Genomic DNA, 26,205 nt, shown 5'->3' with positions numbered 1-26,205 from the left:
GCCAGGGCCGACGGGGCCATCGGCGCGGCCGGCTGGGGCTGCGCGCACTGAGGCCGGGGCGGCCGGGGGAGCGAGCGTCGCCCGGGCCAAGGGCAGATGAACGGGGTCCGACGGGACCGGTCAGGGATCGCCGTATCTGACAGGATGAACGGCGTATCAAGAGCGTGAACAGCAGTGAGGAGAACGCGGTGTCTGCAATGTCGGCGGGCCGGTCCGCCCTGCGGATGGGGCCCGCGGAGCTGGTGCAGGCGGCGGCCATGGCCCGCCGCTTCTACCTCGAGGGCAAGTCCAAGATCCAGATCGCCGAGGAGTTCGGCGTCAGCCGCTTCAAGGTGGCCCGCGTCCTGGAGACCGCCCTGGAGCGCGACCTCGTACGCATCGAGATCCGGGTCCCGGCCGAGCTGGACGCCGAGCGCTCCGACGCGCTCCGGGCCCGCTACGGGCTGCGGCACGCGGTCGTCGTGGAGTCCCCGGCGGAGGAGCAGGACGACGCGGCCGACCCGGAGAACCTGGGCGAGGTCGCGGCCGACCTGCTCGGCGAACTGGTGAACGAGGGCGATGTGCTCGGGCTCGCCTGGGGCCGCTCCACCATCCACATGGCCGCCGCGCTGGACCGGCTGCCCCCGTGCACGGTCGTGCAGCTCACCGGGGTGTACGACGCGGGCACCGCCGAGCGCGGTTCGGTCGAGGCGGTACGGCGCGCCGCCCAGGTCTCCGGCGGGGAGGCGCACCCGATCTACGCGCCGATGCTGCTGCCGGACCCGGCGACGGCCGCCGCGCTGCGCCACCAGACGGGGATCGCCCGCGCCTTCGAGTACTTCGACAAGGTGACGGTCGCGGCCGTCTCCATCGGGTCCTGGGAGCCCGGCATCTCGACCGTGCACGACATGCTCTCCGACGAGGAGCGCCGGCACTACGCCTCGCTCGGGGTCGCCGCCGAGATGTCGGCCCACCTCTTCGACGCCGAGGGCCGCCGGGTCGGCCGGGACCTCGGCGAGCGGTGCATCACCGTCGAGGCGGACCGGCTGCGCCGGATCCCCGAGGTGGTGGCGATCGCGGGCGGGCAGCGCAAGGCCGCCGCGATCGGCGCGGTGCTGCGGTCCGGCCTGGTCACCAGCCTGGTCACGGACACCGCCGCCGCCGACTACCTGCTGACCGAGTCGGCCGCCCCGCGCCGCCCGGCCCTGGAGCGCGCGGACCCGGACGGCGACTGAGACGTACGGGCACACGGGAGAGGGGCGAGCGGTCACGGACCGCTCGCCCCTCTCCCGTACCTCCGGCGCTCAGTCCTGGGAGACGCCCAGGACCGTGGACTCCAGATACTGCTCCGGCTGCTCGTACTGGCTGACGTCGGCCGGGTTGTAGCGGGGGGTCTGCCGGGACCAGTCGAGATTGCCGCGCATCCAGCTGCGCATGCCGTCGAGATAGGGCTCCAGCGTCCCCGCGAGCTGCGGATACGCCTCCAGCAGTTCGCGCTCCGCCGTCAGGAAGCGCTCCGTCTCGACGGCGAGCTCCGCGCAGACGTGCTCCAGCGCCTGCTGTTTGCCGTAGCCGCGGTGGTGGCGGACCAGGTGGACGAGGTTGTGGATCTCGCCGAGCACCTGCTCCTTCTCGTACGAGTAGACGTCATTGGCCCAGCAGACGTGGTTGCAGGACGCTTCGAGGGCGGTGATGAACCGGGGGTCGTTGTGGATCGAGGAAGGCGCCTCGATGCCCGCGACGATCTCTATCAGGTCCATGCAGACGATGATCGCGCCGGTGTGACGGCGCTTCTCTATGTACAGCTCCTCCGACGGCACCACGCCCGCGGCCCGGTTCCCGGCCTCCCAGGTGGTGGCGGTGGTGAGGTACTTCTTCAGGTGCCAGGCGAACCTGCGCCGCCAGTGCACCGCCGCGGTCGGCGTCGTGCGTTGCCACAGGTCGATGAGGGCCACCACGGCGGCGGGCAGCTCCTCGTTCTCCAGCACTCCGGTGCGGGTGCCCTCGACCACCGCCAGCATCAGGGCGACGACGTCCCGCACCCGCTCCGGGCTGCGCCCGAGGTGGCCGTCGTCGAGCTGGTCGTCCACGAGGAAGAGCCAGACGAACCAGTCGGCGACCAGGTCGAGATTCTCACTGTCGGCGGTCGGGTAGACCATGCCGACGAAGGCGCCGAAGTCGGCCTGCTCGAAGCGCTCCCTGGCCGAATCCCGGTGCACAAGGCCGGTGTTGCGCGTCCAGGTGTCCAGATGCTTCCGTACGTGGGCGACGTGCGGGTTCGTCCGCTGGGGGAACGGGCAGTAGATGTCCGGCAGTTCGTTCTCCACGGGCGGATCGTGATCCTCTCCGGTCGTACGGGTGACGGAAGTTGAGCATGATCCGTCCGTTCCTCCGGGGCGTTGTGGTGACCCACGGGACCTGCGGGTTTGAAGCTACCTGACCCCCTGTCACCAGGTCCAGGGCAGATGATCGGGAATGGTTGAAAGCTGTTCCGGTAAGGTCTCGGGGCAAGGCAGGTGGCACTTGCCCGGGACTCCCGCAGCGGTTCTTTCGTCTTCCTTCGTAGGAACATACGAGCGTGGGAGTCATTTGCTGTGTCTTCGTGGAAGCGACCTGCGCCATTTCGTATGAAAAAATGAGTGTTATGCGTTTTATTGAGCCCGGCACCGGTCGCTACACAGAGTCCCCCTCGGTCCCGTACGACCTCACGTACGACGACGTCTTCATGGTCCCGGGCCGGTCGGCGGTCGGATCGCGCCAGGGTGTCGACCTCTCCTCTCCCGACGGCAGCGGCACCACCATCCCCCTCGTGGTCGCGAACATGACCGCGATCGCGGGCCGCCGGATGGCCGAGACCATCGCCCGCCGCGGCGGCCTCGTCGTCATCCCGCAGGACATCCCGATCGAGGTCGTCACCGAGGTCATCTCCTGGGTCAAGACGCGCCACCTGGTGCTCGACACGCCCATCGAGCTGTCGCCGGGCCAGACGGTCGCCGACGCGCTGTCCCTGCTGCACAAGCGCGCGCACGGCGCCGGTGTCGTCGTGGACGCCGACCGCCGGCCCGTCGGCGTGGTCACCGACCACGACCTGTCCGGCGTCGACCGCTTCACCCAGCTCTCCGAGGTCATGTCCAAGGACCTGGTCGTGCTGGACGCGGACATCGACCCGCGCGACGCCTTCAACAAGCTGGACGGCGCCAACCGCAAGCTCGCCCCCGCCGTCGACGCGGACGGCCGCCTCGTCGGCATCCTCACCCGCAAGGGCGCCCTGCGCGCCACGCTCTACAGCCCCGCGACGGACGCGGCCGGCAAGCTCCGGATCGCCGCCGCCGTCGGCATCAACGGCGACGTGGCCGGCAAGGCGAAGCAGCTCCTCGACGCCGGGGTGGACACCCTCGTCGTGGACACCGCGCACGGCCACCAGGAGTCCATGATCAACGCGGTGCGCGCGGTCCGGGCGCTGGACCCGCAGGTGCCGATCGTGGCGGGCAACATCGTCGCCGCCGAGGGCGTGCGCGACCTCATCGAGGCCGGGGCGGACATCATCAAGGTCGGCGTCGGACCCGGCGCCATGTGCACCACCCGCATGATGACCGGCGTGGGCCGCCCCCAGTTCTCGGCCGTGCTGGAGTGCGCCGCCGAGGCGAAGAAGTACGGCAAGCACGTCTGGGCCGACGGCGGGGTCCGCCACCCGCGCGACGTGGCCATGGCACTCGCGGCCGGCGCGTCCAACGTGATGATCGGCTCCTGGTTCGCCGGCACGTACGAGTCCCCGGGCGACCTCCAGCAGGCCGCCGACGGGCGCTTCTACAAGGAGTCCTTCGGCATGGCGTCCGCGCGCGCCGTGAAGAACCGGACCTCCGACGAGTCCGCGTACGACCGGGCCCGCAAGGCCCTCTTCGAGGAGGGCATCTCCACCTCGCGGATGTTCCTGGACCCGGCGCGCCCCGGTGTCGAGGACCTGGTCGACTCGATCATCGCGGGCGTCCGCTCCTCCTGCACGTACGCGGGCGCGGCCTCCCTCGCGGAGTTCGCCGAGAAGGCCGTCGTCGGCGTCCAGAGCGCCGCCGGCTACGCGGAGGGCAAGCCGCTGCACGCCAGCTGGAGCTGACCCGTGGTCTACTGCCGGGGGGCGGCGGCTGCCGCTCCCCGGCACAGTCATGCCCGGCTCCGTCCGTGCCCCGCAGAGAAGTGACCCGTACGACGTGCGACTGAACGACCTCGACGAACGCATCGTCCACGCCCTGGCCGAGGACGCCCGCCGCTCCTACGCCGACATCGGCTCGATCATCGGCCTGTCCGCGCCCGCCGTGAAGCGCCGGGTGGACCGGCTGCGCGCCGAGGGGGCCATCACCGGGTTCACGGTGCGGGTCGACCCGGCCGCGCTCGGCTGGGAGACCGAGGGGTACATCGAGATCTACTGCAGCCGCAACACGTCCCCGGAGTCCATCAAGCAGGGCCTCGCCCGCTATCCCGAGGTCGCCTCCGCGTCCACGGTCACCGGTGACGCGGACGCGCTGGTCCAGGTCTTCGCGGCGGACATGCGGCACTTCGAACAGGTCCTGGAGCGGATCGCGGGGGAGCCGTACGTGGAACGGACGAAGTCCGTGCTGGTGCTCTCGCCGCTGTTGCGGCGGTACTCGTCGGGGTCCCCGGGGTAGCAGGCCGTCCGCAGGGCCGGCCCGGTCCTCCGCGAGGGTTCCGTCCTCACACGCCGGACGCGCGGGAATGCCGTCGGTCTCGCGCAACGAATCGCCGTCCCCCGCCCGAATCGCGCAACGGATCGGCCGTCGGTGCGCAACGGTCGCGCCTTGTCCGGGCCGAATCGCGGAACGTACCGTTTCTACGTCCCCGCCCCGCCCGTATCGCCCGAGGTCAGCCATGCCGTCGTTGCGCACCGCCCTGCTCCAGAGCTCCGGGCGTCCCGGCTCGGTCGCCGGCTCCGTGGAGCTGCTTGCGGATGCCGCGCGCCGCGCCGCCGGAACCGGGGCCCGGCTCCTGGTCTGCCCCGAGCTGTACCTCACCGGGTACGCGATCGGCGACGACGTCCCGCGGCTGGCCGAGACGGCCGACGGGCCCGCCGCCCGCGCCGTCGCGGAGATCGCCGTGCGGCACGGGATCGCCGTGCACTACGGCTATCCCGAGCGCGACGGCGACACCCTGTACAACTCCGCGCAGCTCATCGGCCCCGACGGCAGCACGCTCGCCAACTACCGCAAGACCCACCTCTTCGGGGACTTCGAGCAGCACTGGTTCACCCCCGGCGGGCAGCCCGTGGTCCAGGCCGAGCTGGACGGCGTCCGGATCGGCCTGCTGACCTGCTACGACGTCGAGTTCCCGGAGAACGTGCGGGCGCACGCCCTGGCCGGCACCGACCTCCTGCTCGTCCCGACCGCGCTGATGCACCCCTTCTCGTTCGTCGCCGAGTCCCTCGTCCCGGTCCGCGCCTTCGAGAGCCAGCTCTACATCGCGTACGTCAACCGCACCGGCCCGGAAGGCGCGTTCGACTTCACCGGGCTGAGCTGCCTGGCCGGTCCCGACGGCACGGTCCGGGCCCGTGCGGGGCGGGGCGACGAACTGCTCACCGCCGATGTCGACCTCGCCCTGCTCGCGGACTCGCGGGCCGCCAACCCCTATCTCCGCGACCGCCGCCCCGGGCTGTACGGCTCCCTCGTCTGAGCCCGCCCGTCCCTCTTCACGTCTTCGCCCGTCCCGCAAGGAGCCCGTACGCCATGACCGCCGTGCCCCCCGCCGTTCAGCACCCCGAGGAAGCGGCCCCGCCGATCACCATGTTCGGCCCGGACTTCCCGTACGCGTACGACGACTTCCTCGCCCACCCGGCGGGCCTGGGCCAGATACCGGCGACGGAGCACGGCACGGAGGTGGCCGTCATCGGCGGCGGGCTCTCCGGCATCATCACCGCGTACGAACTGATGAAGATGGGCCTGAAGCCGGTCGTGTACGAGGCCGACCGCATCGGGGGACGGCTGCGCACCGTCGAGTTCGAGGGCTGCGCCACCGACGGTGAACCGCTCACCGCCGAGATGGGCGCGATGCGCTTCCCGCCCTCCTCGACCGCCCTCCAGCACTACATCGACCTCGTGGGCCTGGAGACGAAGCCGTTCCCCAACCCGCTCTGCCCGGCCACCCCTTCGACCGTGGTCGACCTCAAGGGCGAGTCGCACTACGCCAGGACCATCGACGAACTCCCGCAGGTCTACCGCGATGTGATGGACGCCTGGAACCGCTGCCTGGAGGAGGGCGCCGACTTCTCCGACATGAACCGGGCGATGCGCGAGCGCGACGTGGACCGGATCAGGGAGATCTGGTCCCGGCTGGTCGAGAAGCTGGACAACCAGACCTTCTACGGCTTCCTCTGCGCATCCGACGCCTTCAAGTCCTTCCGGCACCGCGAGATCTTCGGCCAGGTCGGCTTCGGCACCGGCGGCTGGGACACCGACTTCCCCAACTCCATCCTGGAGATCCTGCGCGTCGTCTACACCGAGGCGGACGACCACCACCGCTCCATCGTCGGCGGCAGCCAGCAGCTCCCGCTGCGGCTGTGGGAACGCGAGCCGCGGAAGATCGTCCACTGGCCGCTCGGCACCTCGCTGTCCTCGCTGCACGGCGGCGAGCCGCGCGGGGCCGTCACCCGGCTGAACCGCACGGCCGGCAACCGGATCACCGTCACCGACGCCTCCGGCGACATCCGCACCTTCCGGGCGGCCGTCTTCACCGGGCAGTCCTGGCTGCTGCTCTCCAAGATCGCCTGCGACGACGCGCTCTTCCCGATCGACCACTGGACGGCGATGGAGCGCACCCACTACATGGAGTCGTCCAAGCTGTTCGTGCCCGTCGACCGGCCGTTCTGGCTGGACAGGGACGAGACCACCGGCCGCGACACGATGTCGATGACGCTGACCGACCGGATGACCCGGGGCACGTATCTGCTGGACGACGGGCCGGACCGGCCGGCGAGCATCTGCCTCTCGTACACCTGGTGCGACGACAGCCTGAAGTGGCTGCCGCTCTCGGCGGCCGAGCGGATGGACGTCATGCTGAAGTCGCTCGGCGAGATCTACCCGAACGTCGACATCCGCGGCCACATCACCGGCAACCCGGTCACCGTCTCCTGGGAGAACGAGCCGTGGTTCATGGGCGCGTTCAAGGCCAACCTGCCCGGCCACTACCGCTACCAGCGGCGCCTGTTCACCCACTTCATGCAGGACCGGCTGCCCGCCGACAAGCGGGGCCTGTTCCTGGCCGGCGACGACATCTCCTGGACGGCGGGCTGGGCCGAGGGCGCCGTGCAGACCGCGCTGAACGCGGTGTGGGGCGTGATGACCCACTTCGGCGGCGCGACCGACGCGACCAACCCCGGCCCCGGCGACCGCTTCGACGAGCTGGCCCCGGTCGAACTCCCCGAGGACTGAGCGGGCGCCCCGGTCACGAATCCGTGGCCGGGCGCTCCTCGTCGTAGGCGGACGTGCCCGAGTCGAGCAGCGGCTCCTGCGTCTTGAGGTGCGCCGGGGCGAACGCCCGCAGCACGTGGTAGCCGGTGATCACGACGATGGTGCCGAGGGCGATCCCGCTCAGCTCGAAGTTGTCCGTGATCTTCAGGCTGACCCCGCCGACGCCGATGATGATGCCCGCCGCCGCCGGCACCAGGTTCAGCGGATTGCGCAGGTCCACCTTGGCGTTCAGCCAGATCTGGGCGCCGAGCAGGCCGATCATGCCGTACAGGATGACGGTGATCCCGCCCAGCACCCCGCCGGGGATGGCGGCGACGACGGCGCCGAACTTCGGACAGAGACCGAAGAGCAGGGCGAAGCAGGCGGCGGCCCAGTAGGCGGCGGTGGAGTACACCCGGGTCGCGGCCATCACGCCGATGTTCTCGGAGTACGTGGTGTTCGGCGGACCGCCCACCGCCGTCGACAGCATCGAAGCGGCACCGTCGGCCGCGATCGCCGTGCCCAGCTTGCCGTCCAGCGAGCGGCCCGTCATCTCGCCGACCGCCTTCACATGGCCGGCGTTCTCCGCGATCAGGGCGATGACGACGGGCAGGGCGACCAGGATCGCCGACCACTCGAAGCTCGGCGCGTGGAACGAGGGCAGCCCGATCCAGTCGGCCTTCCCGACGCCCGAGAGGTCCAGCCGCCAGTGGTCCACCGACTCGGCGCCGCCGGCGGGGGAGTGGATCTTCCCGAAGACCCGGTCGAGGACCCAGGACAGCACGTAACCGAAGACCAGCCCCAGAAAGATCGCGATCCGGGAGAAGAAGCCGCGCAGGCACACCACGGCCAGACCGGTGAACAGCATCACCAGCAGGGCCGTCCACTGGTCCTGCGGCCAGTACGTCGACGCGGTCACCGGCGCCAGGTTGAAGCCGATGAGCATGACCACCGCGCCCGTCACCACCGGCGGCATCGCCGCGTGGATGATCCGCGCACCGAACCGCTGCACCGCGAGACCGGCCAGGAAGAGCACCGCGCCGACCACGAAGACCGCGCCGGTCACCACCGCGCTGTCGCCGCCGCTCGCCCGGATCGTCGCGGCGACGCCGACGAACGAGAGCGAGCAGCCCAGGTAGCTCGGTACCTGGCCGCGCGTGGCCAGCAGGAAGATGGCCGTCGCGATGCCCGACATCATGATGGCCAGGTTGGGGTCGAGCCCCATGAGGACCGGCGACACGAACGACGCGCCGAACATGGCGACCACGTGCTGGGCGCCGAGCCCGAAGGTGCGGGGCCAGGAGAGCCGCTCGTCCGGGCGGACCACCGCTCCCGGTGCGGGCGTCTTCCCGTCGCCGTGCAAGGTCCAGCGCACGCCGAGGCCCATGGTTGCTCCCTGTGTGTAGGTGCGTGAGCCCGTGCCGGCCGGGCACGGCGCTCGTCGCGGAAAAGATCAGCGCCATGGTAGTGCCGCCCGGTCCGCACCCCTCGGCCGGACCCACCCGTTCCGGTTCGCCGGTTTCGCGGCGTCCGGGGAAGGGGTCAGGCGTGGGGCCCGGCCGCCGCGTCCGGTACCGCCGCGCCCTGGGACATCGGCTTGCGGTCACCGGCCCGCAGCACCCCTGCCCCCAGGACCAGACCGAACGCCAGCGCCGTCACCAGGCCGAACGACACGACCAGCGAGGTGGCCTCGGCCAGCGAACCGATCGCCGACGGGGCGATGAGGCCGGAGGTGTACGTGATCGTCGCGACGCCCGCGATGGCCTGGGCCGGCTTGGGCCCGCTGCGTCCGGCCGCCGCGAAGGCGAGCGGCACCACCACGGCGATGCCGAGACCCATCATCCCGAACCCGCACATCGCGAGCGCCACGTGCGGAGCGGTGACCACCAGGACCCCGCCGACCGTGGCCAGGACGCCTCCGGCCCGTACGGTGCGCACCGCGCCGAAGCGGTCGACCACGCGGTCCCCGGCGATCCGGGCGATCGCCATCGTCAGCGCGAACGCGGTGGTGGCCACGGCCGCGAGACCGGCCGAGCTGTCCAGCGTGTCGCGGAGGTAGACCGCCGACCAGTCGAGGCTGGCCCCCTCGGCGAACACCGCGCAGAAGCCCACCGCGCCGATGATCAGGGCCGACCTGGGCGGCAGCGCGAAGCGCGGCGGCGGCTCCTCGTCCGGCTCGCTGCGCAGGTCGAACACCCACTGGCACGCGATCAGGCCGAGCAGGGTCAGCACCACGGCGGCTATCACGTGGTGCAGCCGGGCGTCGGTGCCCGCGTGGGCGGCGACCGTGCCCGCCGCCGACCCCAGCAGGGCGCCCACGCTCCACATGCCGTGCAGACCGGACATGATCGACTTGTCGAGGCGGTTCTCCACCTCGACCCCGAGCGCGTTCATCGCCACGTCGGAGACGCCCGCCGACGCGCCGTACACGAACAGCGCCGCGCACAGGGTGAGCAGGTTGGGCGCCAGGGCGGGCAGGATCAGCGCCAGCGTCCACAGGGCCAGCAGCCCGCGCAGCGCGGTCCGCGCGCCGAAGCGGTGGCTCACCGCGCCGGCCAGCGGCATCGCGACCGAGGCGCCGATCGCGGGGAAGGCCAGCGCGAGGCCCAGCTGGCCCGCGCTCACGCCCGCGTGGTCCTGGATCCAGGGGACCCGGGTGGCGAAACTGCCGGTCACCGACCCGTGCACGGTGAAGACCGCCGCGATGGCGTACCTGGCCCGCCGCACCTCGCTGGTGCTGAAGACCGTAGCCGTGGATGTGGTTGTCATACCGCCGTGCCCTCCCCTGAAGTCCTGTTCCACGATGCGGGTGATGATGCGGGCGCTAAACTATCAGGAACCCTGCCTGATAAATAGACCGTCCGTACGTCTCCGGTTCGGCGGTGATCTGGAAGGATTCCGGCATGCCCGCATCACCGAGCACCGCCCGGGCCATCAACGACCGGCTCGCCCTGCGCCTCCTCCAGCAGGACGGCCCTCTGACGGCCACCCAGTTGAAGACCTTGACCGGGCTCTCCCGGCCCACCGTCGCGGACCTCGTGGAGCGCCTCCAGGGCGCCGGTCTGATCCATGTCGTCGGCGAGACCGGGGCCGACCGCCGGGGCCCCAACGCCCGGCTCTACGGCATCGTCGCGGACCGGGCGCTGCTGGCCGGGCTCGACGTGCGCACCGACAGCGTCGCCGTCGTCGTCGCCGATCTGCTGGGCGCGACGCTGGCCGAGGCGGTCCTGCCCATCGGCAGCGAGACCGCGGCCGACGACGCCGTCGAGCAGGCGGCGGCCCTGCTGGCCTCCACCGCCCGCAGCGCGGGCACGGCACCCCTGCACAGCGTCGGCATCGGCGCGCCCGGGCTGATCGACCCCGTCACCGGGGAGCTGCGGGACAGCACCGGGCTGCCGTCCTGGCACCGCAGCCTGGTCCGGGCGCTCCAGGAACGGCTGCCGGCGACGGTCCTGGTGGAGAACGAGACGAATCTCGCCGCCGTCGCCGAACACCGCGTCGGCGCGGCCCGCGACCACGACACGTTCGTCCTGCTCTGGCTGGGCCACGGGGTGGGGGCGGCGGTCGTACTCGACGGCAAGGTCCGCCGGGGGGCCTCGGGCGGCGCGGGCGAACTCGGCTTCCTGCCGGTCCCGGGCACGGCCGGCACACCCTCGGCCGTCAACTGCGACGGGGGCTTCCACTCGCTGGCCGGCTCGGCGCCGCTCTGCGAGCTGGCCGCGGGATACGGGATCGCCGTTGCGGAGAAGGGCCAGGAGCCCGGTGCGGCGGCGGCCGTCCGGGCGGCGCTCGCGGGGGAGGGCGACAGCGAGGGCTTCCTCGGCGCCCTGGCCGACCGGGTCGCGCTGGGCGCGGCCGCGGTGGCCTCGGTCCTCGACCCCGGGCTCGTCCTGCTCTCCGGCGAGGTGGGCCATGCGGGGGGCGACGCGCTGGCCGCCCGGGTCTCGGGGCGGCTGGAGGCGATGTCGCCGCTGCGGACGGAGGTCCGGGCGGGGTTGCTGGGTGGCACGGCGGTCCGCCGGGGGGCGTTGCTCGCGGCGCGGGAGGCGGCGCAGGAGGTGCTGTTCGCGCCGAGCGCGTGATCCGTGTCCCGGCCCGGGGCCCTCACGAGGCGCCCCGGACCGGCGAACCGGTTCCGTCCTCAGTCGCCGGACGGGCCGGGAAAGGCAGGGTTCAGCAGGCGCCCAGGTCCTGCCAGACGCCCCATTCACCGGTGGTGCCGGGCTTCTCGCCCTTCGTCCACCACTTCGCCTTCCACTGGTGGCCGTCCTGGCTCACCGTCGTACCGGTGCCGTACTCCGCGCTCGCGCTCCAGGCCGTCGCCGCGCAGGTGCCGCCCGACGGGTCGGGGCTCGGGCCGGTGGAGCCGGACGGGCCGGGCGTGGGCGTCGAGCCGGTGCCCGGCTCGACCACGGTCGTGCCCCGGGCCAGGTCCGCCGCCAGCGCGTAGGACGTGCCGCCGAACGTCACCGTCCAGTTGGACGGCGTGGAGGTCGGCAGGTAGTACACGAAGTCGACCTGGACCGACGCGCCGGGCGCCAGGCTCTGCCACGCCGGCAGCTTCAGCGAGACGCGGTTGTAGTCGCCCTTCAGCCCGCCGACGTTGCTCGCGGCGGTGTGGTCACTGCGCACGATCGTCGTGCCGAAGCCCGACTGGTCCTTGGCGTTGGCGGGCGCCGAGGTGGAGTAGTCGAACTGGAACTCCGTGCCGCCCGGCAGCGTCGCCTTGGTGTGGTTGGTGATCGTCAGCTTGGGGCTGATCGGGTAGTTGGAGTCGCCCAGCGGGAACTGGCCGAAGGAGACGTCGATGTCGAGCGCCTGCGTCGGCAGGTCGATCGTGGAGCGCTCGGCCCCGTACGGCGCCGCCTTCTTGAAGGTGTCGTACATGGTCGAGGTGAGCGTGGAGCCGGGCTCGTACTGTCCCTTGGCCGCGTTCCAGCCGTAGTCGCCGGCCAGCTCCCAGATCATCGTGCCGCCGATGCCCTTGTCGGCCACGTAGTCCGCCTTGGCCCGCACGGACTGCTCGTCCTCGGTGGACAGGAAGACCTTCTTCTCGGCGTTCCACAGCCACGGCGCGACCAGCGTCGCGTCGTAGTTGCGGACGTAGGCGCCGGTCAGCTTCGTGTCCGCGGGGAACCCGTAGTCCGTGACGTAGTCGCCGACGATGCCCTTCTCCAGGTTCTTGGCGTGCCACATCGGGTTGGAGCCGGCGGGCGACTCCTTGCCGTTGGTGTCCAGGTCGTGCCAGAGGTTGTCGATGCCGACGGCACCGTCGCCGCACTTGGTCAGCCCCGCACCGGCCGGGCAGTCGGTCGAAGCCGCCTTGCCCCACAGGCCGTTGGTGCCGCCCTGCACGTTCTTGAAGCCGCGGGTGTAGTACGGCAGGCCGATGTTGATGCGGCCCGACGGCATCGAGCCGCGGAAGTAGTGGTAGGCCCAGTCCGTGTTGAGGTAGCCGGTGCCGCCGTACTGCGAGGTCGAGTAGACGCCCGCCTGGGCGAGCTCCGCGTCCTTGCCGTCGTCGTAGAGCGCGGCGTTGGGGCCGACGTACTCGTTCCAGGCGCCGTGCAGGTCGTACGACATGATGTTGACGTAGTCCAGGTACTTCTGGACCTGGAACGTCTCCATGCCGCGCAGCAGGTAGCCCGACGAGGGGGCGGCGACACTGAGCAGGTAGTGGTGGCCGTCGGCGGCGGAGGCCCGGTCCAGCTTCTCGCGCAGGGTCTTCATCAGCGCGGCGTAGCCCTTGACCAGACCGGCGCGGCGGGCGTTGGACAGCGTCCAGTCCAGCGGGTTGCCCGCGTCCTTCATGGTGGTCGGGTACTCGTAGTCGATGTCGACGCCGTTGAAGCCGTACTTCCGGACGAAGTCGACAGCGGAGTCGGCGAAGGTGTCGATCCCGGCCTGGTTGACCGAGCCGTCGGCGTTGGTGGCCATCGCGTAGAAGCCGCCCGAGCCGACCCGCTCGCCGTCGTCGCCGAAGTAGCCGCCGGTCTCGGCCCAGCCGCCGACGGAGACCATCGTCTTCACGTTCGGGTACTGCTTCTTGAACTTGCCGAGCAGGTTGAAGTGGCCCTTGTAGGGGAGATCCGGGTCCATTTCGGCGCCCTTGACACCCGGCCAGGTCATGCCGGTGGAGGCGTTTTCCGGCCCATCCGCGCCGACCGAGAGCTTGTTGGCTCCGTCGACGTGGGCGAAGGCGTAGTTGAGGTGGGTGACCTTGTCCCAGGGGATGTCGGAGGCCAGGTAGGCGGGCTTGCCGTCCTTGCCGGTCCGCCAGTTGGTGAAGTAGCCGATGACGCGCCGGGGGTGGTCGGCGCCCATCTTCTCGCGGCCCTCGGAGTCGTACACGGAGCAGTAGGGGACGGAGACGCCCGGCGTCTCGTAGAGCCCGTCGGGGCGACAGGACTCCTGGTCGGCGGCTTGCGAGGGGGTCGCGGAGAGCGAGCCGATCAGCAGCGCGGCGATGCCTGCGCCGGCGGCGAGGAGCCAGGCTCTCGCACGGGTGGGGGACAGCACGTTCGGTTCCTCCTGGGGAGGTCGGCAGAACACAACTGAACAAGGGGGGTGGGTCGTGCCTGGTCCCGGGCGTGCGCACACCGCGGAACCGCTCCTCGGAGGTGACGCAGAGATTAAGAGGACTAGACCAGTGCGTCAATAGGTCTGGACCAATCGCGGTTCATTCCTGCATGGATGTCCGAAAGGGGTCTTGTCACGTGTTGTTTGTGAGCCACTCCACAGCGTTCACCCGGTTGCCCCCTGTCCGGTCGTGGCACACTGATCGTGTACCAGCAGCAGCGCACTCCGGGGTCGGTGCAATTCCGAACCGGCGGTTACAGTCCGCGACCCGTCCGCATCCAGCGGCCGGTTGACCAGGTGAAATTCCTGGACCGACGGTTAAAGTCCGGATGGGAGGCAGTGCGCGGCGGGCCGTTTCGCGGGTACGCCGCCGTCGGCGGAGGTTCCGGATCACCGGATCCCTCCGTGTTTTCCGGCTTCAGGCGTCCCTGTCGTGCGTTCCGCTTCTTCTGTCGTCATCGACAGGCCCCGGAGTCCGTGCCCGAAGAGGCAGGAGGACCCGGTGGACACCGCAGCCGACACCACCGCCATGCGCCGAGCCGTCGCGCTCGCCGCCCGCGGCCTCGGCTCCACCAGCCCCAACCCGGTCGTCGGATGCGTCGTCCTCGACGCCGCAGGCGAGACCGCGGGCGAGGGCTTCCACCAGCGCGCCGGCGGCCCGCACGCCGAGATCCACGCCCTGCGCGCGGCCGGCGGCCGGGCCAGGGGCGGGACCGCCTACGTCACCCTCGAACCGTGCAACCACACCGGCCGCACCGGCCCCTGCGCCCAGGCGCTCGTCGAGGCCGGGATCGCCCGTGTCGTGTACGCGGTCGGCGACCCGAACCCGCAGGCCACCGGCGGCGCCGAAACGCTCCGCGCCGCCGGGATCCGGACCGAGGCGGGCCTGCTCGCAGACGAGGCCGAGGCGGGCAACGCCGCCTGGCTCACCTCCGTCCGCCGCGGCCGCCCGCACGTCACCTGGAAGTACGCGGCGAGCCTGGACGGCCGGGTCGCCGCCGCCGACGGCAGCAGCCGCTGGATCAGCTCCGCGGAGTCCCGCGCCGACGTGCACCGGCTGCGCGCCGAGGCCGACGCGGTCCTCGTCGGCTCCGGCACCGCCCGCGCCGACGACCCCCAGCTCGGGGTGCGCGGCATCGACGGCGCGGTCCAGCCCCTGCGCGTCGTGATGGACACCCGCGCCACCGCCGTACGGCCCGGCGCCCGGGTCCTCGACGCCACCGCGCCCACCCTGGTCGCGGTCGCCGAGGACGCGGAGACCGGCCACCTGCCCGACGAGGTGGTCCTGCGCCTGCCCCGCGCGGCCCAGGGGCCCGGACTCGACCCGGCCGCCCTGCTCGCCGCCCTCCACGAGCGCGGCGTCCGCTCCGTACTCCTCGAAGGCGGCCCGGTCCTGGCCGGTGCCTTCGTCGCCGCGGGACTCGTCGACAAGGTCGTCGGCTATCTCGCCCCCGTCCTCATCGGCGCGGGCCCCGCCGCCCTCGCCGACGCCGGAATCTCCACGATCTCCGAGGCGTTGCGCCTCGACGTGACGGAGACCGTCCGCATCGGCCCCGATCTGCGCGTCACCGCCGTCCCCGGCCCCGCCCGGAAGGAGAACTGAATGTTCACCGGAATCGTCGAAGAACTGGGCGAGGTCACCGCCGTCGAGCAGCTGGACGACGCCTCCCGCTTCCGCCTGCGCGGACCCGTCGTCACCGAGGGCGCCAAGCACGGGGACTCGATCGCCGTGAACGGCGTCTGCCTGACCGTCGTGGACCTCGGCGAGCACGAGTTCACCGCCGACGTGATGGCCGAGACGCTGAACCGCTCCAGCCTCGGCGCCCTGACCACCGGCTCCCGCGTCAACCTCGAACGCCCCATGGCGCTCGGCGGACGGCTCGGCGGCCACATCGTCCAGGGCCACGTCGACGGCACCGGCCGCATCCTGGAGCGCCGCCCCTCCGAGAACTGGGAGATCGTCAAGATCTCGCTCCCCGACGCCCTCACCCGGTACGTGGTGGAGAAGGGCTCGATCACCGTGGACGGCGTCAGCCTGACCGTGGTGGACGCCGGACCGGACTACTTCACCATCAGCCTCATCCCGACCACCCTCGCGCTGACCACGCTCGGCATCAAGGGGCCCGGCGACCCGGTCAACCTGGAAGTGGACGTCATCGCGAAGTACGTCGAGCGGCTGCTCGGCAAGGAGGACACGAAGTGAGCGCCGTGCACTGGCTGAACTCCGAGGCGTTCACCGTCCTCGACCAGCACATCATCTGGTCCGACATGATCGGCAACACCGTCGGCCTGATCGCCCTCGCGCTCGGCTGGCTGCGCTCGATCTGGACCTGGCCCGCTCAGCTCCTGTCCGGCGTCGTGCTGGTCGCCGCCAACGCCTCCGTCCAGCAGGCGGGCAGCGTCGGCAAGCAGGTCATCGTCATCGCGGTCGCCGTCTGGGGCTGGCAGCAGTGGACCCGGGGCAGGCAGCAGGCCCAGGACGGCTCCATAGCGGTCCGGTTCGCCACCTGGCGCGAACGCGGCTACCTGGTCGGCGGGGCGGCCCTCGGCACCCTCGCGGTCGGCGGCCTGTTCACCGCCTTCCCCTCGCTCTCCTGGAGCCCGTGGGCGGACGCCTACATCTTCGCCGGCACGCTGGTCGCGATGCTCGCCCAGGCGCGCGGCATGGTCGAGTTCTGGTTCGCCTGGCTCCTGGTCGACCTCGTCGGCGTCCCGCTGAACTTCCACAGCGGACTCGCCTTCTCCGGTCTCATCTACGTCGTCTACGGCGCCCTCGTCCTGTGGGGCATGCGCGACTGGTGGCTGCGTACGCGGACACCCGCTCTGGAAGGAGCCACGGCATGACTGCCCAGCCCACCTGGTTGCACCGGGAACACGACGTGCCCGTCGAGGACCTGGCCCTCGACCCCGTCGAGCAGGCGATCCGCGACATCGCGGCGGGACGGCCCGTCGTGGTCGTGGACGACGAGGACCGCGAGAACGAGGGCGACCTCGTCATCGCCGCCGAGAAGGCGACACCCGAGATCGTCGCGTTCATGATGAGCGAGTGCCGCGGACTGATCTGCGCACCCATGGAGAGCGACGAGCTGGAACGGCTCGAACTGCCCCAGATGGTGGACCACAACACCGAGTCGATGAAGACCGCCTTCACCGTCTCCGTCGACGCCACGGCCGCCCACGGCGTCTCCACCGGCATCTCCGCCGCCGACCGCGCCACCACGCTCCGCCTGCTCGCGGGCGGCGCGGCGGGCCCCGGCGACTTCGTGCGCCCCGGTCACGTCTTCCCGCTGCGCGCCCGCTCCGGCGGGGTCCTCGTGCGCAACGGCCACACCGAGGCCGCCGTCGACCTCGCGCGGCTCGCCGGACTCCGGCCCGCCGGGGCGATCGTCGAGATCGCCGGCGAGGACGGCGTCATGCTGCGGCTGCCCCAGCTGGTGCCGTTCGCCCGCAAGCACGGCCTCACGATCATCTCCATCGAGGACCTGATCGCGTACCGGCGCAGCAACGAGCCGACCGTCCGCCGCGAGGCCGAGGTCCGGCTCCCGACCCGCTTCGGCGCGTTCACCGCGTACGGCTACCGCTCCACCGTGGACGGCGTCGAACACGTCGCGCTGGTCCACGGCGACCTCGGGGACGGCGAGAACGTCCTGGTCCGGGTCCACTCCGAGTGCCTGACCGGCGACATCTTCGCGTCCGAGCGCTGCGACTGCGGTCCCCAGCTGCACGCCTCCATGGAGCGCATCACGGACGAGGGGCGCGGCGTCGTCGTCTATCTGCGCGGCCACGAGGGCCGGGGCATCGGCCTGCTCTCCAAGCTCCGCGCGTACGAACTCCAGGAGCGCGGCGTCGACACGCTCGACGCCAACCTGGAGCTCGGCCTGCCCGCCGACGCCCGGGACTACGCGGCGGGCGCGCAGATCCTCGCGGACCTCGGCGTGCGCAGCCTGCGCCTGATGACGAACAACCCGGACAAGACCGCCGCGCTCACCCGGCACGGCCTGACCGTCACCGGGCGCGAGCCGATGCCGGTCCAGGCCGGCGAGCACAACCTGCGGTACCTGCGCACCAAGCGGGACCGCATGGGACACGACCTGCCCTGGCTCGACGCGGTCCCCGCTTCGGCCTGCGGCAACCAGTAGCACACCCGTAGAGAGAACCCAGGAGAGACATGAGCGGCAAGGGCGCACCCGAACTGTCCGTACGCAACTGCGGTGACCTCCGTGTGGCGGTCGTCGCCGCACAGTGGCACGAGAAGGTCATGGACGGGCTCGTCGACGGCGCGCTGCGCGCCCTGCACGAGCTGGGCATCGACGAGCCGACCCTGCTCCGGGTCCCGGGCAGCTTCGAGCTCCCGGTCGTCGCGAAGGTGCTGGCCGGGCGCGGGTACGACGCGATCGTCGCCCTCGGCGTGATCATCCGCGGTGGCACCCCGCACTTCGAATACGTGTCCCACGGCGTGACCAACGGCCTGACCCAGGTCGCCGTCGACACCGGCGTCCCGGTCGGCTTCGGCGTACTCACGTGCGACAACGAGGAGCAGGCGCTCGACCGCGCCGGTCTCGAAGGGTCCAACGAGGACAAGGGGCACGAAGCGGTCACCGCCGCCGTCGCCACCGCCGCCACACTGCGCTCGGTCAGCGAACCCTGGCGCTGAGTGCGGGCCGGGCACCCCGTATTCTGAGCACATCATGGCGAACAAAACCTTCGAAGAGCTCTTCGCCGAGCTGCAGCTCAAGGCCGCCAACGGCGACCCCTCCACCTCCCGCACCGCCGAACTGGTGGAGAAGGGGGTCCATGCCATCGGCAAGAAGGTCGTCGAGGAGGCCGCCGAAGTCTGGATGGCCGCCGAGCACGAGAGCAAGGACGCCGCCGCCGAGGAGATCTCGCAACTGCTGTACCACGTCCAGGTGATGATGGTCGCGCGCGGGATCTCCCTGGACGACGTCTACGCCCACCTCTGAGCCAGGCCCCGCACGCTCCCGTACGTCATCCCGCCACACTTTCGCAAAGGAACCCGACCTCATGCTGCGCATCGCCGTCCCCAACAAGGGTGCTATCTCCGGGCCTGCGATGGCGATGCTCCATGAGGCGGGCTACAAACAGCGCAAGGAGTCGAAGGAACTCGTCCTGGTGGACCCCGCCAACGAGGTCGAGTTCTTCTACCTGCGCCCCCGCGACATCGCGATCTACGTCAGCTCGGGCCGCCTCGACATCGGCATCACCGGCCGCGACCTGCTGCTGGACTCCGGCGCCGAGGCCGAGGAGATCCTCCAGCTCGGCTTCGCCCGCTCCACCTTCCGTTACGCCACCAAGCCCGGGACCGTCGCCGGACCCGAGGACTTCGACGGCCTGACGATCGCCACCTCCTACGAGGGCATCGTCGCCAAGCACCTCGCCGAAGCCGGCGTCAACGCCTCCGTCGTCCACCTCGACGGCGCCGTCGAGACCGCCATCGAACTCGGCGTCGCCCAGGTCATCGCGGACGTCGTGGAGACCGGCACCAGCCTGCGCAACGCCGGCCTCGACGTCATCGGCGAGCCCATCATGACCTCCGAGGCCGTCGTCATCCGGCGCTCCGGCGCCCCCGCCGACGAGCCCAAGGTCCAGCAGTTCCTGCGCCGCCTCCAGGGCGTCCTGGTGGCCCGCAGCTACGTGATGATGGACTACGACTGCCGCGTCGAGCACCTGGAGCGCGCCGTCGCCCTCACCCCGGGCCTGGAGTCGCCGACCATCTCCCCGCTGCACCACGAGGGCTGGGTCGCCGTCCGCTCGATGGTCGCCGCCGCCGAGGCGCAGCGGATCATGGACGACCTGTACGACCTCGGCGCCCGCGCCATCCTCACCACCGCGATCCACGCCTGCCGTCTCTGACGGCGGGAGACGGAAGAAGAGCACGATGTCAGCCCCCGCACCCCCGCCCGGCCCGCCGGCCCTGCCGGTGACCTTCCGGCCGACCCGCACCCGGGTGGTCCTGCTGACCGTCGGCGCGGTGATGTTCGCCGTCATCACCGTCGTCGCCTTCACCCTCGAACAGCTCAGCGGGGGAGAGCGGGTCAGCTTCGTCTTCACCGCGCTGCTCTTCTTCGGCGTGCTCGCGCTGCTCAGCCGCCCCAAGGTCGTCGCGGACGAGGAGGGCGTGACGGTGGTCAACCTCACGCGCAGCCGCCGTCTCTCCTGGGCGCAGATCGTCCGCGTCAACCTCCGGGTGGGCGACCCGTGGGTCTTCCTCGACCTCAGCGACGGCACCAGCATGCCCGCCCTCGGCATCCAGCCCGGCATCGCCAAACAGCGGGCCATCCAGGACGCCCGGGCGCTCCGCGCGCTCGCCGAGAGCCGCGGCACGGGCACGGACAACGGCTGAGCCCCCTGCCCCGTACGGCCCCTCGTTGATTACTCTGGAGGGCGGCGGCGCCCCGTGCGCGCCCCGCCCCGCCCGAAGGCCCACGCGGCCGGCGGGGATTTTCCTGCGACCCGAGGAGTGACTCCCTCCAGCAATGGACGGATCGTCCGGTAGTACCTGCGCCGCCCCCTCCGTGGAGGCGGCGGCATGACAACCCCCCTGTTGCTGCTCTGCGCGGCATTCCTTCTCATCCTCGCCAACGGATTCTTCGTGGCGGCCGAATTCGGTCTCGTCACCGTGGAACGCGCGGACGCCGAGCGCGCCGCCGCCGAAGGCGACCGGCGGGCCCGCTCGGTCACCGACGCCCTGCGCGAGCTCTCCTTCCAGCTCTCCGGCACCCAGCTCGGCATCACCATCACCTCCCTGGTGGTCGGCATGCTCGCCGAACCGGCGCTCGCCCAGCTGCTGGACGGACCCCTCGCCCTGACCGGGCTGCCCGACGGCGCCGTGCCCACCATCAGCGTGGTGGCCGGCATGCTGCTCGCGGCGGCCGTCCAGATGGTCATCGGCGAACTCGTCCCGAAGAACTGGGCGGTCTCCCGCCCGCTCACGGTCGCCCGGTTCGTCGCCGGACCGCAGGCCCGGTTCACCCGGCTCTTCCGGCCGGTCATCGGTGCCCTGAACACCGCGGCCAACCGGCTCGTACGCCTCCTCGGCGTCGAGCCCACCGACGAGCTGGCCTCCGCCCGCACCCCCGGCGAGCTGGTCTCCCTCGCCCGTCACTCCGCCGAGGCGGGCACCCTCGAACAGGACACCGCCGACCTCTTCGTACGGACCCTGTCGCTCGCCGGGCTCACCGCCCAGCACGTCATGACCCCGCGCGTGAAGGTCAGCGCCCTGCAGACCTCCGCCACCGCGGAGGACGTCCTCAACCTCACCCGCGCCACCGGCCTGTCCCGCTTCCCCGTCTACCGGGAACGCATCGACGAGGTCGTCGGCATGATCCACCTCAAGGACGCCCTGGCCGTCCCGGCCCCCGACCGGCTGCGGACCACGGCCGGCCGGATCGCCGTGCCCCCGCTCCTGGTGCCCGAGACGCTGCCCGTCGAGCAGCTCCTCCAGCGGCTGCGCAAGGAGCAGCCGATCGCCGTGGTCGTGGACGAGTACGGCGGCACCGCCGGGGTCGTCACCCTGGAGGACATCATCGAGGAGCTGGTCGGGGAGGTCCGCGACGAGCACGACGCCGAGGGCGCCGACCGCCCCGAGCTGGCCCCCGCCCCGCCCGAGGACGGCAGCCCCGCCTGGGACGCCGAGGGCAGCTGCCGGGTCCTCACCCTGCGCCGTATAGGACTCGACGTGCCCGACGGCCCGTACGAGACGGTCGCCGGGCTCGTCGCCGATCTGCTGGGCCGCATCCCCGCGCCCGGCGACCGTGCCGAACTGCCCGGCTGGCGGATCGCGGTCCGCCAGGTCGGCCACTACCGGGCCGAGAAGGTCCGCTTCGTCCGGGTGGCCGATGCCGCCGGTACGGACACCTCCGAGCCCGCGGTCCTGGAGGCGGCGCGATGAGCCTCGTCCAGTTGGTCTTCGCCGGACTCCTGGTCCTCGCGAACGGCTTCTTCGTCGGCGCCGAGTTCTCCCTCGTCTCCGTACGCCGCAGCCAGGTCGAACCCCTCGCCGCCGCCGGTTCCGGCCGCGCCCGCCAGGTCCTGTACGGCCTGGAGAACCTGCCGCAGATGATGGCGGCGGCCCAGTTCGGCATCACCATCTGCTCCCTGACCCTGGGCGCCGTCGCCGAACCCACCGTCGCCCACCTCCTGGAGCCGGTGTTCGCCGCCGTGCACCTGCCCGAGGGGCTGATCCACCCGCTCGGCTACGTGCTCGCGCTCGTCCTCGTCGTCTTCCTCCACCTCGTCATCGGCGAGATGGTCCCGAAGAACCTGGCGATGGCCGCGCCCGAGAAGACCGCGCTCTGGCTGAGCCCCGGCCTCGTCGGCTTCGCCCGGCTCTGCCGCCCGGTCACCGCGGCGCTCGGCGCCTGCGCCCGGCTGGTGCTCCGCCTCTTCGGCGTCGAACCGAAGGACGAGGTGGAGGCCGTCTTCACCAGCGAGCAGCTCAACCGCCTCGTGGAGGACTCCGGACAGGCCGGGCTCATCGAGCCCGAGGCGCGGGAACGCCTGGAGGACGCCCTGGAGCTGGGCAGCCGCCCGGTCACCGACGTCCTGCTGCGCCGGGCCTCCCTGGTGACCGTGGACCCCTCGGTCACCCCGCGCCGCATCGAGGAGCTGACGGTCCGCACGGGCTTCTCGCGCTTCCCGGTCTGCGCCGAGGGCGGCGGCCCGTTCATGGGCTACCTGCACGTCAAGGACGTCCTGGACCTGGAGGACGGCGAGCGCGCGGTGCCCCAGCAGCTCTGGCGGCCGATGGCCACCGTGCGGGCCGAACTCCCGCTGGACGACGCCCTCACCGTGATGCGCCGCGCCGCCACGCACCTCGCCCAGGTCGCGGACGCGTCCGGCCGGGTGCTCGGCCTGGTCGCGATGGAGGACGTCCTGGAGACGCTGGTCGGCGAGGTCCGCGACCCCGCGCACCGGGTGACGGGGCCGCGCCGTACGGAGGAGCGGAGGACGGACCCGGACGGGGCGGGGACGTTGGTGGGCTGAGACCCGTCCCGGCCGCCGGAGGGGTCCGGCGGCCGGGACGGGTACCGCTCACGGCCCCGGCGGCTCCTGCTGCCCCCGGCCCACCGGTCCGCGCCCCGAAAGGACCTCGCCGTACGCCTGCATCAGGTCCGGCAGCCGCAGCGTGGCCAGGTCGTCCCGGGTGGGCATCGTCGTACAGCCGGAGAGCCGGAGATCGCGGTAGGCGCAGCTCTTCTCGTACAGCGTGCGCAGGAAGCGGCCGTTCCCCAGTTCGTCCAGCCAGCCCTGGCCCACCACATGGCCGCTGATCGAGCGCAGCTCCTCCAGCGACTCCTCGTCCCACACGTCGCCGTTCTCGGCGGCCAGCACCTCGCCGATCGCGGTGAGTTCGAGGGGCCGGTAGCTGGGGAAGTCCACCCGGGTGGTGAAGCGCGACGAGAGCCCGGGGTTGGTGGACAGCAGCCGGTCCATGCCCTCCGGATAGCCGGCCAGGATGACGACGAGGTGGTCCCGGTTGTCCTCCGCACGTTTCAGCAGCACCTGGAGCGCCTCGTCGCCGTAGGCGTCGCCCTTGCTGTACCCGGTGTTGGACAGGCTGTACGCCTCGTCCACGAACAGCACCCCGCCCAGTGCCGAATCGATCAGCTCGTTGGCCTTCACAGCGGTCTGGCCCAGGAACTCGCCCACCAGGTCCGCCCGTTGCGCCTCCACGAGGTGGTCGCCGCCGAGCAGGCCCAGCGCGTAGAAGACCCGGCCCAGGATGCGGGCCACGGTCGTCTTGCCGGTGCCCGACGGCCCGGAGAACACGAAGTGCCGCTTCGGCGGCTGTACGGGGAGCCCCTGGCCCGCCCGCAGGCGCGCCATGTTGAGTTGCGCCGAAAGGGCCTTGACCTGGCGCTTCACCGGTTCCAGACCGACCATGCGCTCCAGCTCGGCCAGCGCCTCGGCCAACAGCGCCGGGTCGCTGGGCCGGGCCGGGAACAGCTGCGGCGCCGGGGCCTTCGCCCGCACCCCGCCGGGCAGCGGGGCGCCCCCGGCTCCGGGCACGTCCTGCGGTTCCCCGCCGGGCGGCAGCTCCCGCCCGTCCGCCGGGTCGGTGCCCGGCGGCGGGGCGCCCTCCGCGTAGAACGCCTCCGCCTCCACGCCGGTCAGGGACACGGCCGCGAGCCCGGGCAGGTCGTCGGAGCCGTCGAGTCCGTCGTAGTCCGCGATGGCCGCGAGGCGGGCGGAGGTGTCCATGAAGGCGGGGTCGATGCGGTGCACGGCGCGGTAGAGGGGGAGGGCGGCGGCGCTGCGGCCGGTGCCCTCGTGGGCGCGGGCCAGCCAGTAACGGAGCTCCTTGCGCTGCGGCTGCTCGCTGCGGCACCGCATCAGGGCCGTCGCGAGCATCGGCTCCGCCTGCCCGAACATCTCCAGACGCACCCGGGCCATCCCGCCGAACAGCCCCGCCTCGATGCCCAGCATGGGGTCGTCGATCAGCTGCTCGGTGTGGCGCACGAGCTGCTCCCAGTCCTTGACCAGGTAGGAGCGGCAGGCGTGCAGGAAGCGGACCTGGGGGTCGGTCTCCACCGGCGGCAGGGCGGCCAGCGCCCGGTCGAGCTCCGCGACATGGCGGCCGTCGAGCCAGTGGGAGGCGTGCGCGAGGAGCAGGTCGCGCGGGCTCTCGAGGACCGGCTGCACCCACCAGCCCAGCCAGTACCAGGAGTTGAGCGTGCGCCGGTAGCGGGTGCGCTGCTCGCCGAAGCGGTCGCGGTGGCGGTGCATGTGCAGCAGCGCCGACGCGGTGTCGACCCGCAACGCGTGCAGTCCGAGCCAGGCGTCCGCCATGCCGGGGTCCTGGCCCACCGCAGACCGGAACTCCTCCTCGGCCTGCGGATACGCGCCCATCGTGTAGGCGTCCACGCCCCGCAGCCAGGCGAGGTCGGCCGGGGCCTGCGCGCCCTGCGTACCGAAGTCCATCAGGCCCCCCACAAACGTGCCCCCAGCATGGTCCACACGACAGGCCCTGTGCGCCGAATCGCTGTGCCGTGGACGGGAATTGACTGCACCGAGAGGCATCGTACCTGTGCGGTGCGTATCCGACGAAGGGTGCCGCGGGCCGAAGGGGCGCCGTGACCCAGGGTGAGGAAGAGGGCACCGGAACCGCGCCGGGAGGACAGGACGAAGCCCCCGGTCACGGGGGAACAACCGGGGGCTTCGCGTCTGTGGGGGCTCCGAAAAGCCGCACATTGAGAACGTAAGACCTGTACCGCCCCCGGGTCAAGCGGAGTTGGGCGACTCCCGAGCGCTTTTCCGGCGGCCCGATAGGGCGGCGCGAGTCGGTCACGCGGGGTGACGAAACGGTTCAGCGCCGCTCCCGCACGGGCCCCTCCAGCCACTCGTACCCCACAGGCAACTGCCGTACCAGAGCGTCCGCCCAGGGCCGCGACGGATCAGCCGAGAAGTGCGCGGTCTCGGCCGCCGTCCAGCCGTCCCAGAAGGAGCGCAGCGCCGGTCCGTCGCGTCGCCGGCCGCGCGCCCAGGACTCCTCGGCGGGCAGGTCCATCCACAACAGCCGCGCCAGCAGCGGCCGCAGGGCGCGCCGCCCGGCGCCGACGCCCTCGATCAGGACGACCGGGGCGGGCTCCAGGGTCCTGGCCGGCCCGAAGGTCCGTGCCGTCCAGTCGTACGGGGTGTAGCGCGCGGGTCCGCCGCGCGACAGCGGCCCCGTCACCTGCTCGCGGAGCCGGCCCGTCCAGGCGAACAGCTCCTCGTGCGTCGCCAGATCGTCCAGGTGCAGCACCGGCGCCCCGCCGAGCGCCGTTGCGAGCCGGCCGGCGAAGGTGCTCTTGCCCGATCCCGCGTGGCCGTCGACGGCGACCAGCCGCACCGGGCCGCAGGACGGCGGGAGGGCGGCGAGCCGCGCGGCGTGGAGCGCGAGACCGTTCATGCGCCCAGCCTAGGCCGTTCGGCCCAGCCGCAGGTCACGCCAGTGGTAGAGACCAATATTGGTCGACCGGCGCGGGTCGAATCGCTGGCCGAACCGGGACGCGAACCGCGATAGTTGGCGCACTGTCGTGCACCGCAGCCCCATTCCTCAGACGACGACCGGGGGTCTCGCCCATGCCCAGTCCCACCTCACGCCGCACCGTGCTCGCCGCCGCCGTCGTGGCGGCCGCCGGCGCCGGAACGCTGTCGTCCGCCGCCTCCGCGGCGGCGGCCCCGCGCCCCGGCC

General features: G+C 71.9%; 22 protein-coding genes and 1 riboswitch. Of the genes, 16 read left to right on the top strand and 6 right to left on the bottom strand.

What is annotated here, in order from left to right:
• The first annotated feature begins 197 nt into the window (after positions 1-197).
• Positions 198-1,214 (top strand): sugar-binding domain-containing protein, encoded by a 1,017-nt coding sequence (locus tag G3I41_RS10935; protein WP_018103922.1) that lies wholly within the window; start codon positions 198-200, stop codon positions 1,212-1,214.
• Positions 1,215-1,283: 69 nt separating this feature from the next.
• Here G3I41_RS10935 and G3I41_RS10930 read toward each other — a convergent pair whose 3' ends face one another.
• A complete protein-coding gene (locus G3I41_RS10930) occupies positions 1,284-2,306 on the bottom strand; it encodes a terpene cyclase (RefSeq protein WP_164400006.1) in 1,023 nt (340 codons plus the stop codon).
• A gap of 317 nt (positions 2,307-2,623) precedes the next feature.
• Between G3I41_RS10930 and G3I41_RS10925 the strand changes: the two genes are divergently transcribed.
• The 4 genes from G3I41_RS10925 (at position 2,624) to G3I41_RS10910 (ending at position 7,412) form a co-directional block, all read left to right on the top strand.
• Positions 2,624-4,090, top strand: a complete 1,467-nt coding sequence (locus tag G3I41_RS10925; RefSeq protein WP_164400005.1) for a GuaB1 family IMP dehydrogenase-related protein — start codon at positions 2,624-2,626, stop codon at positions 4,088-4,090.
• Between the two features lie 94 nt (positions 4,091-4,184).
• A complete protein-coding gene (locus G3I41_RS10920; RefSeq protein ID WP_018103925.1) occupies positions 4,185-4,640 on the top strand; it encodes an Lrp/AsnC family transcriptional regulator in 456 nt (151 codons plus the stop codon).
• Positions 4,641-4,860: 220 nt separating this feature from the next.
• Entirely contained in the window at positions 4,861-5,658 is a 798-nt protein-coding gene (locus G3I41_RS10915; RefSeq protein ID WP_164400004.1) for a carbon-nitrogen hydrolase family protein, read from the top strand.
• Positions 5,659-5,711: 53 nt separating this feature from the next.
• The gene (locus tag G3I41_RS10910) at positions 5,712-7,412 is read left to right on the top strand and encodes an NAD(P)/FAD-dependent oxidoreductase (protein ID WP_164400003.1); all 1,701 of its coding nucleotides are present in this window, start codon (positions 5,712-5,714) and stop codon (positions 7,410-7,412) included.
• 13 nt (positions 7,413-7,425) lie between these two features.
• On the opposite strand, the gene G3I41_RS10905 is transcribed toward G3I41_RS10910, so the two are convergent.
• Together G3I41_RS10905 and G3I41_RS10900 are read right to left on the bottom strand one after the other, a co-directional pair.
• Positions 7,426-8,817 carry a solute carrier family 23 protein gene (locus G3I41_RS10905; protein ID WP_164400002.1) on the bottom strand — a complete coding sequence of 464 codons (1,392 nt, stop codon included), beginning with the start codon at positions 8,815-8,817 and terminating at the stop codon, positions 7,426-7,428.
• A 155-nt stretch (positions 8,818-8,972) separates the two neighbouring features.
• Positions 8,973-10,199, bottom strand: a complete 1,227-nt coding sequence (locus tag G3I41_RS10900) for an MFS transporter (RefSeq protein WP_164400001.1) — start codon at positions 10,197-10,199, stop codon at positions 8,973-8,975.
• A gap of 134 nt (positions 10,200-10,333) precedes the next feature.
• Here G3I41_RS10900 and G3I41_RS10895 point away from each other — a divergent pair, with 134 nt between their 5' ends.
• Positions 10,334-11,512, top strand: a complete 1,179-nt coding sequence (locus tag G3I41_RS10895; RefSeq protein WP_164400000.1) for an ROK family transcriptional regulator — start codon at positions 10,334-10,336, stop codon at positions 11,510-11,512.
• 91 nt (positions 11,513-11,603) lie between these two features.
• On the opposite strand, the gene G3I41_RS10890 is transcribed toward G3I41_RS10895, so the two are convergent.
• A complete protein-coding gene (locus G3I41_RS10890; protein ID WP_164399999.1) occupies positions 11,604-13,949 on the bottom strand; it encodes a chitinase C-terminal domain-containing protein in 2,346 nt (781 codons plus the stop codon).
• A 276-nt stretch (positions 13,950-14,225) separates the two neighbouring features.
• A riboswitch (FMN riboswitch) is annotated at positions 14,226-14,356 on the top strand.
• Between the two features lie 155 nt (positions 14,357-14,511).
• On the opposite strand from G3I41_RS10890, the gene ribD reads away from it, so the two are divergent.
• The 10 genes from ribD to G3I41_RS10840 all read left to right on the top strand — a co-directional run bounded on the left by ribD (position 14,512) and on the right by G3I41_RS10840 (position 23,012).
• The gene (ribD, locus tag G3I41_RS10885) at positions 14,512-15,612 is read left to right on the top strand and encodes a bifunctional diaminohydroxyphosphoribosylaminopyrimidine deaminase/5-amino-6-(5-phosphoribosylamino)uracil reductase RibD (RefSeq protein WP_164399998.1); all 1,101 of its coding nucleotides are present in this window, start codon (positions 14,512-14,514) and stop codon (positions 15,610-15,612) included.
• Complete coding sequence (locus tag G3I41_RS10880; protein ID WP_164399997.1) at positions 15,613-16,212, top strand: riboflavin synthase; 600 nt, start codon at positions 15,613-15,615, stop codon at positions 16,210-16,212.
• Positions 16,209-16,853, top strand: a complete 645-nt coding sequence (locus G3I41_RS10875; protein ID WP_164399996.1) for a nicotinamide mononucleotide transporter family protein — start codon at positions 16,209-16,211, stop codon at positions 16,851-16,853. The genes G3I41_RS10880 and G3I41_RS10875 overlap by 4 nt, the downstream gene beginning before the upstream one ends.
• Entirely contained in the window at positions 16,850-18,148 is a 1,299-nt protein-coding gene (locus tag G3I41_RS10870; RefSeq protein ID WP_164399995.1) for a bifunctional 3,4-dihydroxy-2-butanone-4-phosphate synthase/GTP cyclohydrolase II, read from the top strand. Before G3I41_RS10875 ends, G3I41_RS10870 begins: the two co-directional genes overlap by 4 nt.
• 29 nt (positions 18,149-18,177) lie before the next feature.
• Complete coding sequence (gene ribH, locus G3I41_RS10865; RefSeq protein WP_073967749.1) at positions 18,178-18,663, top strand: 6,7-dimethyl-8-ribityllumazine synthase; 486 nt, start codon at positions 18,178-18,180, stop codon at positions 18,661-18,663.
• 34 nt (positions 18,664-18,697) lie between these two features.
• Positions 18,698-18,970, top strand: coding sequence for a phosphoribosyl-ATP diphosphatase (locus tag G3I41_RS10860; protein WP_018103937.1), 273 nt, complete (start codon positions 18,698-18,700; stop codon positions 18,968-18,970).
• Between the two features lie 61 nt (positions 18,971-19,031).
• A complete protein-coding gene (hisG, locus tag G3I41_RS10855; RefSeq protein ID WP_164399994.1) occupies positions 19,032-19,880 on the top strand; it encodes an ATP phosphoribosyltransferase in 849 nt (282 codons plus the stop codon).
• 25 nt (positions 19,881-19,905) lie between these two features.
• Positions 19,906-20,370, top strand: a complete 465-nt coding sequence (locus G3I41_RS10850; protein ID WP_164399993.1) for a PH domain-containing protein — start codon at positions 19,906-19,908, stop codon at positions 20,368-20,370.
• A gap of 186 nt (positions 20,371-20,556) precedes the next feature.
• On the top strand, positions 20,557-21,918 hold the full coding sequence (locus tag G3I41_RS10845) for a hemolysin family protein (protein WP_164399992.1): 1,362 nt from the start codon (positions 20,557-20,559) through the stop codon (positions 21,916-21,918).
• The gene (locus G3I41_RS10840; RefSeq protein ID WP_164399991.1) at positions 21,915-23,012 is read left to right on the top strand and encodes a hemolysin family protein; all 1,098 of its coding nucleotides are present in this window, start codon (positions 21,915-21,917) and stop codon (positions 23,010-23,012) included. The genes G3I41_RS10845 and G3I41_RS10840 overlap by 4 nt, the downstream gene beginning before the upstream one ends.
• Positions 23,013-23,060: 48 nt before the next feature.
• Here G3I41_RS10840 and G3I41_RS10835 read toward each other — a convergent pair whose 3' ends face one another.
• Positions 23,061-24,950, bottom strand: a complete 1,890-nt coding sequence (locus G3I41_RS10835; RefSeq protein WP_203600700.1) for an AAA family ATPase — start codon at positions 24,948-24,950, stop codon at positions 23,061-23,063.
• A 385-nt stretch (positions 24,951-25,335) separates the two neighbouring features.
• On the bottom strand, positions 25,336-25,920 hold the full coding sequence (locus tag G3I41_RS10830) for a hypothetical protein (RefSeq protein WP_164399989.1): 585 nt from the start codon (positions 25,918-25,920) through the stop codon (positions 25,336-25,338).
• Positions 25,921-26,205 lie beyond the last annotated feature (285 nt).

Origin of the sequence: Streptomyces sp. SID9727, assembly GCF_010550605.1 — a bacterium.
GTDB lineage: Bacteria > Actinomycetota > Actinomycetes > Streptomycetales > Streptomycetaceae > Streptomyces.
The sequence above is the reverse complement of the archived record's forward strand: the minus strand, read 5'-3'. Positions and strand labels throughout refer to the sequence as shown.

What these genes read in the sequence shown, in the direction of transcription:
- G3I41_RS10935 (WP_018103922.1), top strand. Translation starts at nt 198, where the DNA reads ATGTCGGCGGGCCGGTCCGCCCTGCGGATGGGGCCCGCGGAGCTGGTG.
- G3I41_RS10870 (WP_164399995.1), top strand. Translation starts at nt 16,850, where the DNA reads ATGACTGCCCAGCCCACCTGGTTGCACCGGGAACACGACGTGCCCGTC.
- G3I41_RS10860 (WP_018103937.1), top strand. Translation starts at nt 18,698, where the DNA reads ATGGCGAACAAAACCTTCGAAGAGCTCTTCGCCGAGCTGCAGCTCAAG.
- G3I41_RS10845 (WP_164399992.1), top strand. Translation starts at nt 20,557, where the DNA reads ATGACAACCCCCCTGTTGCTGCTCTGCGCGGCATTCCTTCTCATCCTC.
- G3I41_RS10880 (WP_164399997.1), top strand. Translation starts at nt 15,613, where the DNA reads ATGTTCACCGGAATCGTCGAAGAACTGGGCGAGGTCACCGCCGTCGAG.
- G3I41_RS10895 (WP_164400000.1), top strand. Translation starts at nt 10,334, where the DNA reads ATGCCCGCATCACCGAGCACCGCCCGGGCCATCAACGACCGGCTCGCC.
- ribH (WP_073967749.1), top strand. Translation starts at nt 18,178, where the DNA reads ATGAGCGGCAAGGGCGCACCCGAACTGTCCGTACGCAACTGCGGTGAC.
- hisG (WP_164399994.1), top strand. Translation starts at nt 19,032, where the DNA reads ATGCTGCGCATCGCCGTCCCCAACAAGGGTGCTATCTCCGGGCCTGCG.
- G3I41_RS10840 (WP_164399991.1), top strand. Translation starts at nt 21,915, where the DNA reads ATGAGCCTCGTCCAGTTGGTCTTCGCCGGACTCCTGGTCCTCGCGAAC.
- G3I41_RS10925 (WP_164400005.1), top strand. Translation starts at nt 2,624, where the DNA reads ATGCGTTTTATTGAGCCCGGCACCGGTCGCTACACAGAGTCCCCCTCG.
- G3I41_RS10905 (WP_164400002.1), bottom strand. Translation starts at nt 8,817, where the DNA reads ATGGGCCTCGGCGTGCGCTGGACCTTGCACGGCGACGGGAAGACGCCC.
- G3I41_RS10835 (WP_203600700.1), bottom strand. Translation starts at nt 24,950, where the DNA reads ATGGACTTCGGTACGCAGGGCGCGCAGGCCCCGGCCGACCTCGCCTGG.
- G3I41_RS10910 (WP_164400003.1), top strand. Translation starts at nt 5,712, where the DNA reads ATGACCGCCGTGCCCCCCGCCGTTCAGCACCCCGAGGAAGCGGCCCCG.
- G3I41_RS10900 (WP_164400001.1), bottom strand. Translation starts at nt 10,199, where the DNA reads ATGACAACCACATCCACGGCTACGGTCTTCAGCACCAGCGAGGTGCGG.
- G3I41_RS10850 (WP_164399993.1), top strand. Translation starts at nt 19,906, where the DNA reads ATGTCAGCCCCCGCACCCCCGCCCGGCCCGCCGGCCCTGCCGGTGACC.
- G3I41_RS10830 (WP_164399989.1), bottom strand. Translation starts at nt 25,920, where the DNA reads ATGAACGGTCTCGCGCTCCACGCCGCGCGGCTCGCCGCCCTCCCGCCG.
- G3I41_RS10915 (WP_164400004.1), top strand. Translation starts at nt 4,861, where the DNA reads ATGCCGTCGTTGCGCACCGCCCTGCTCCAGAGCTCCGGGCGTCCCGGC.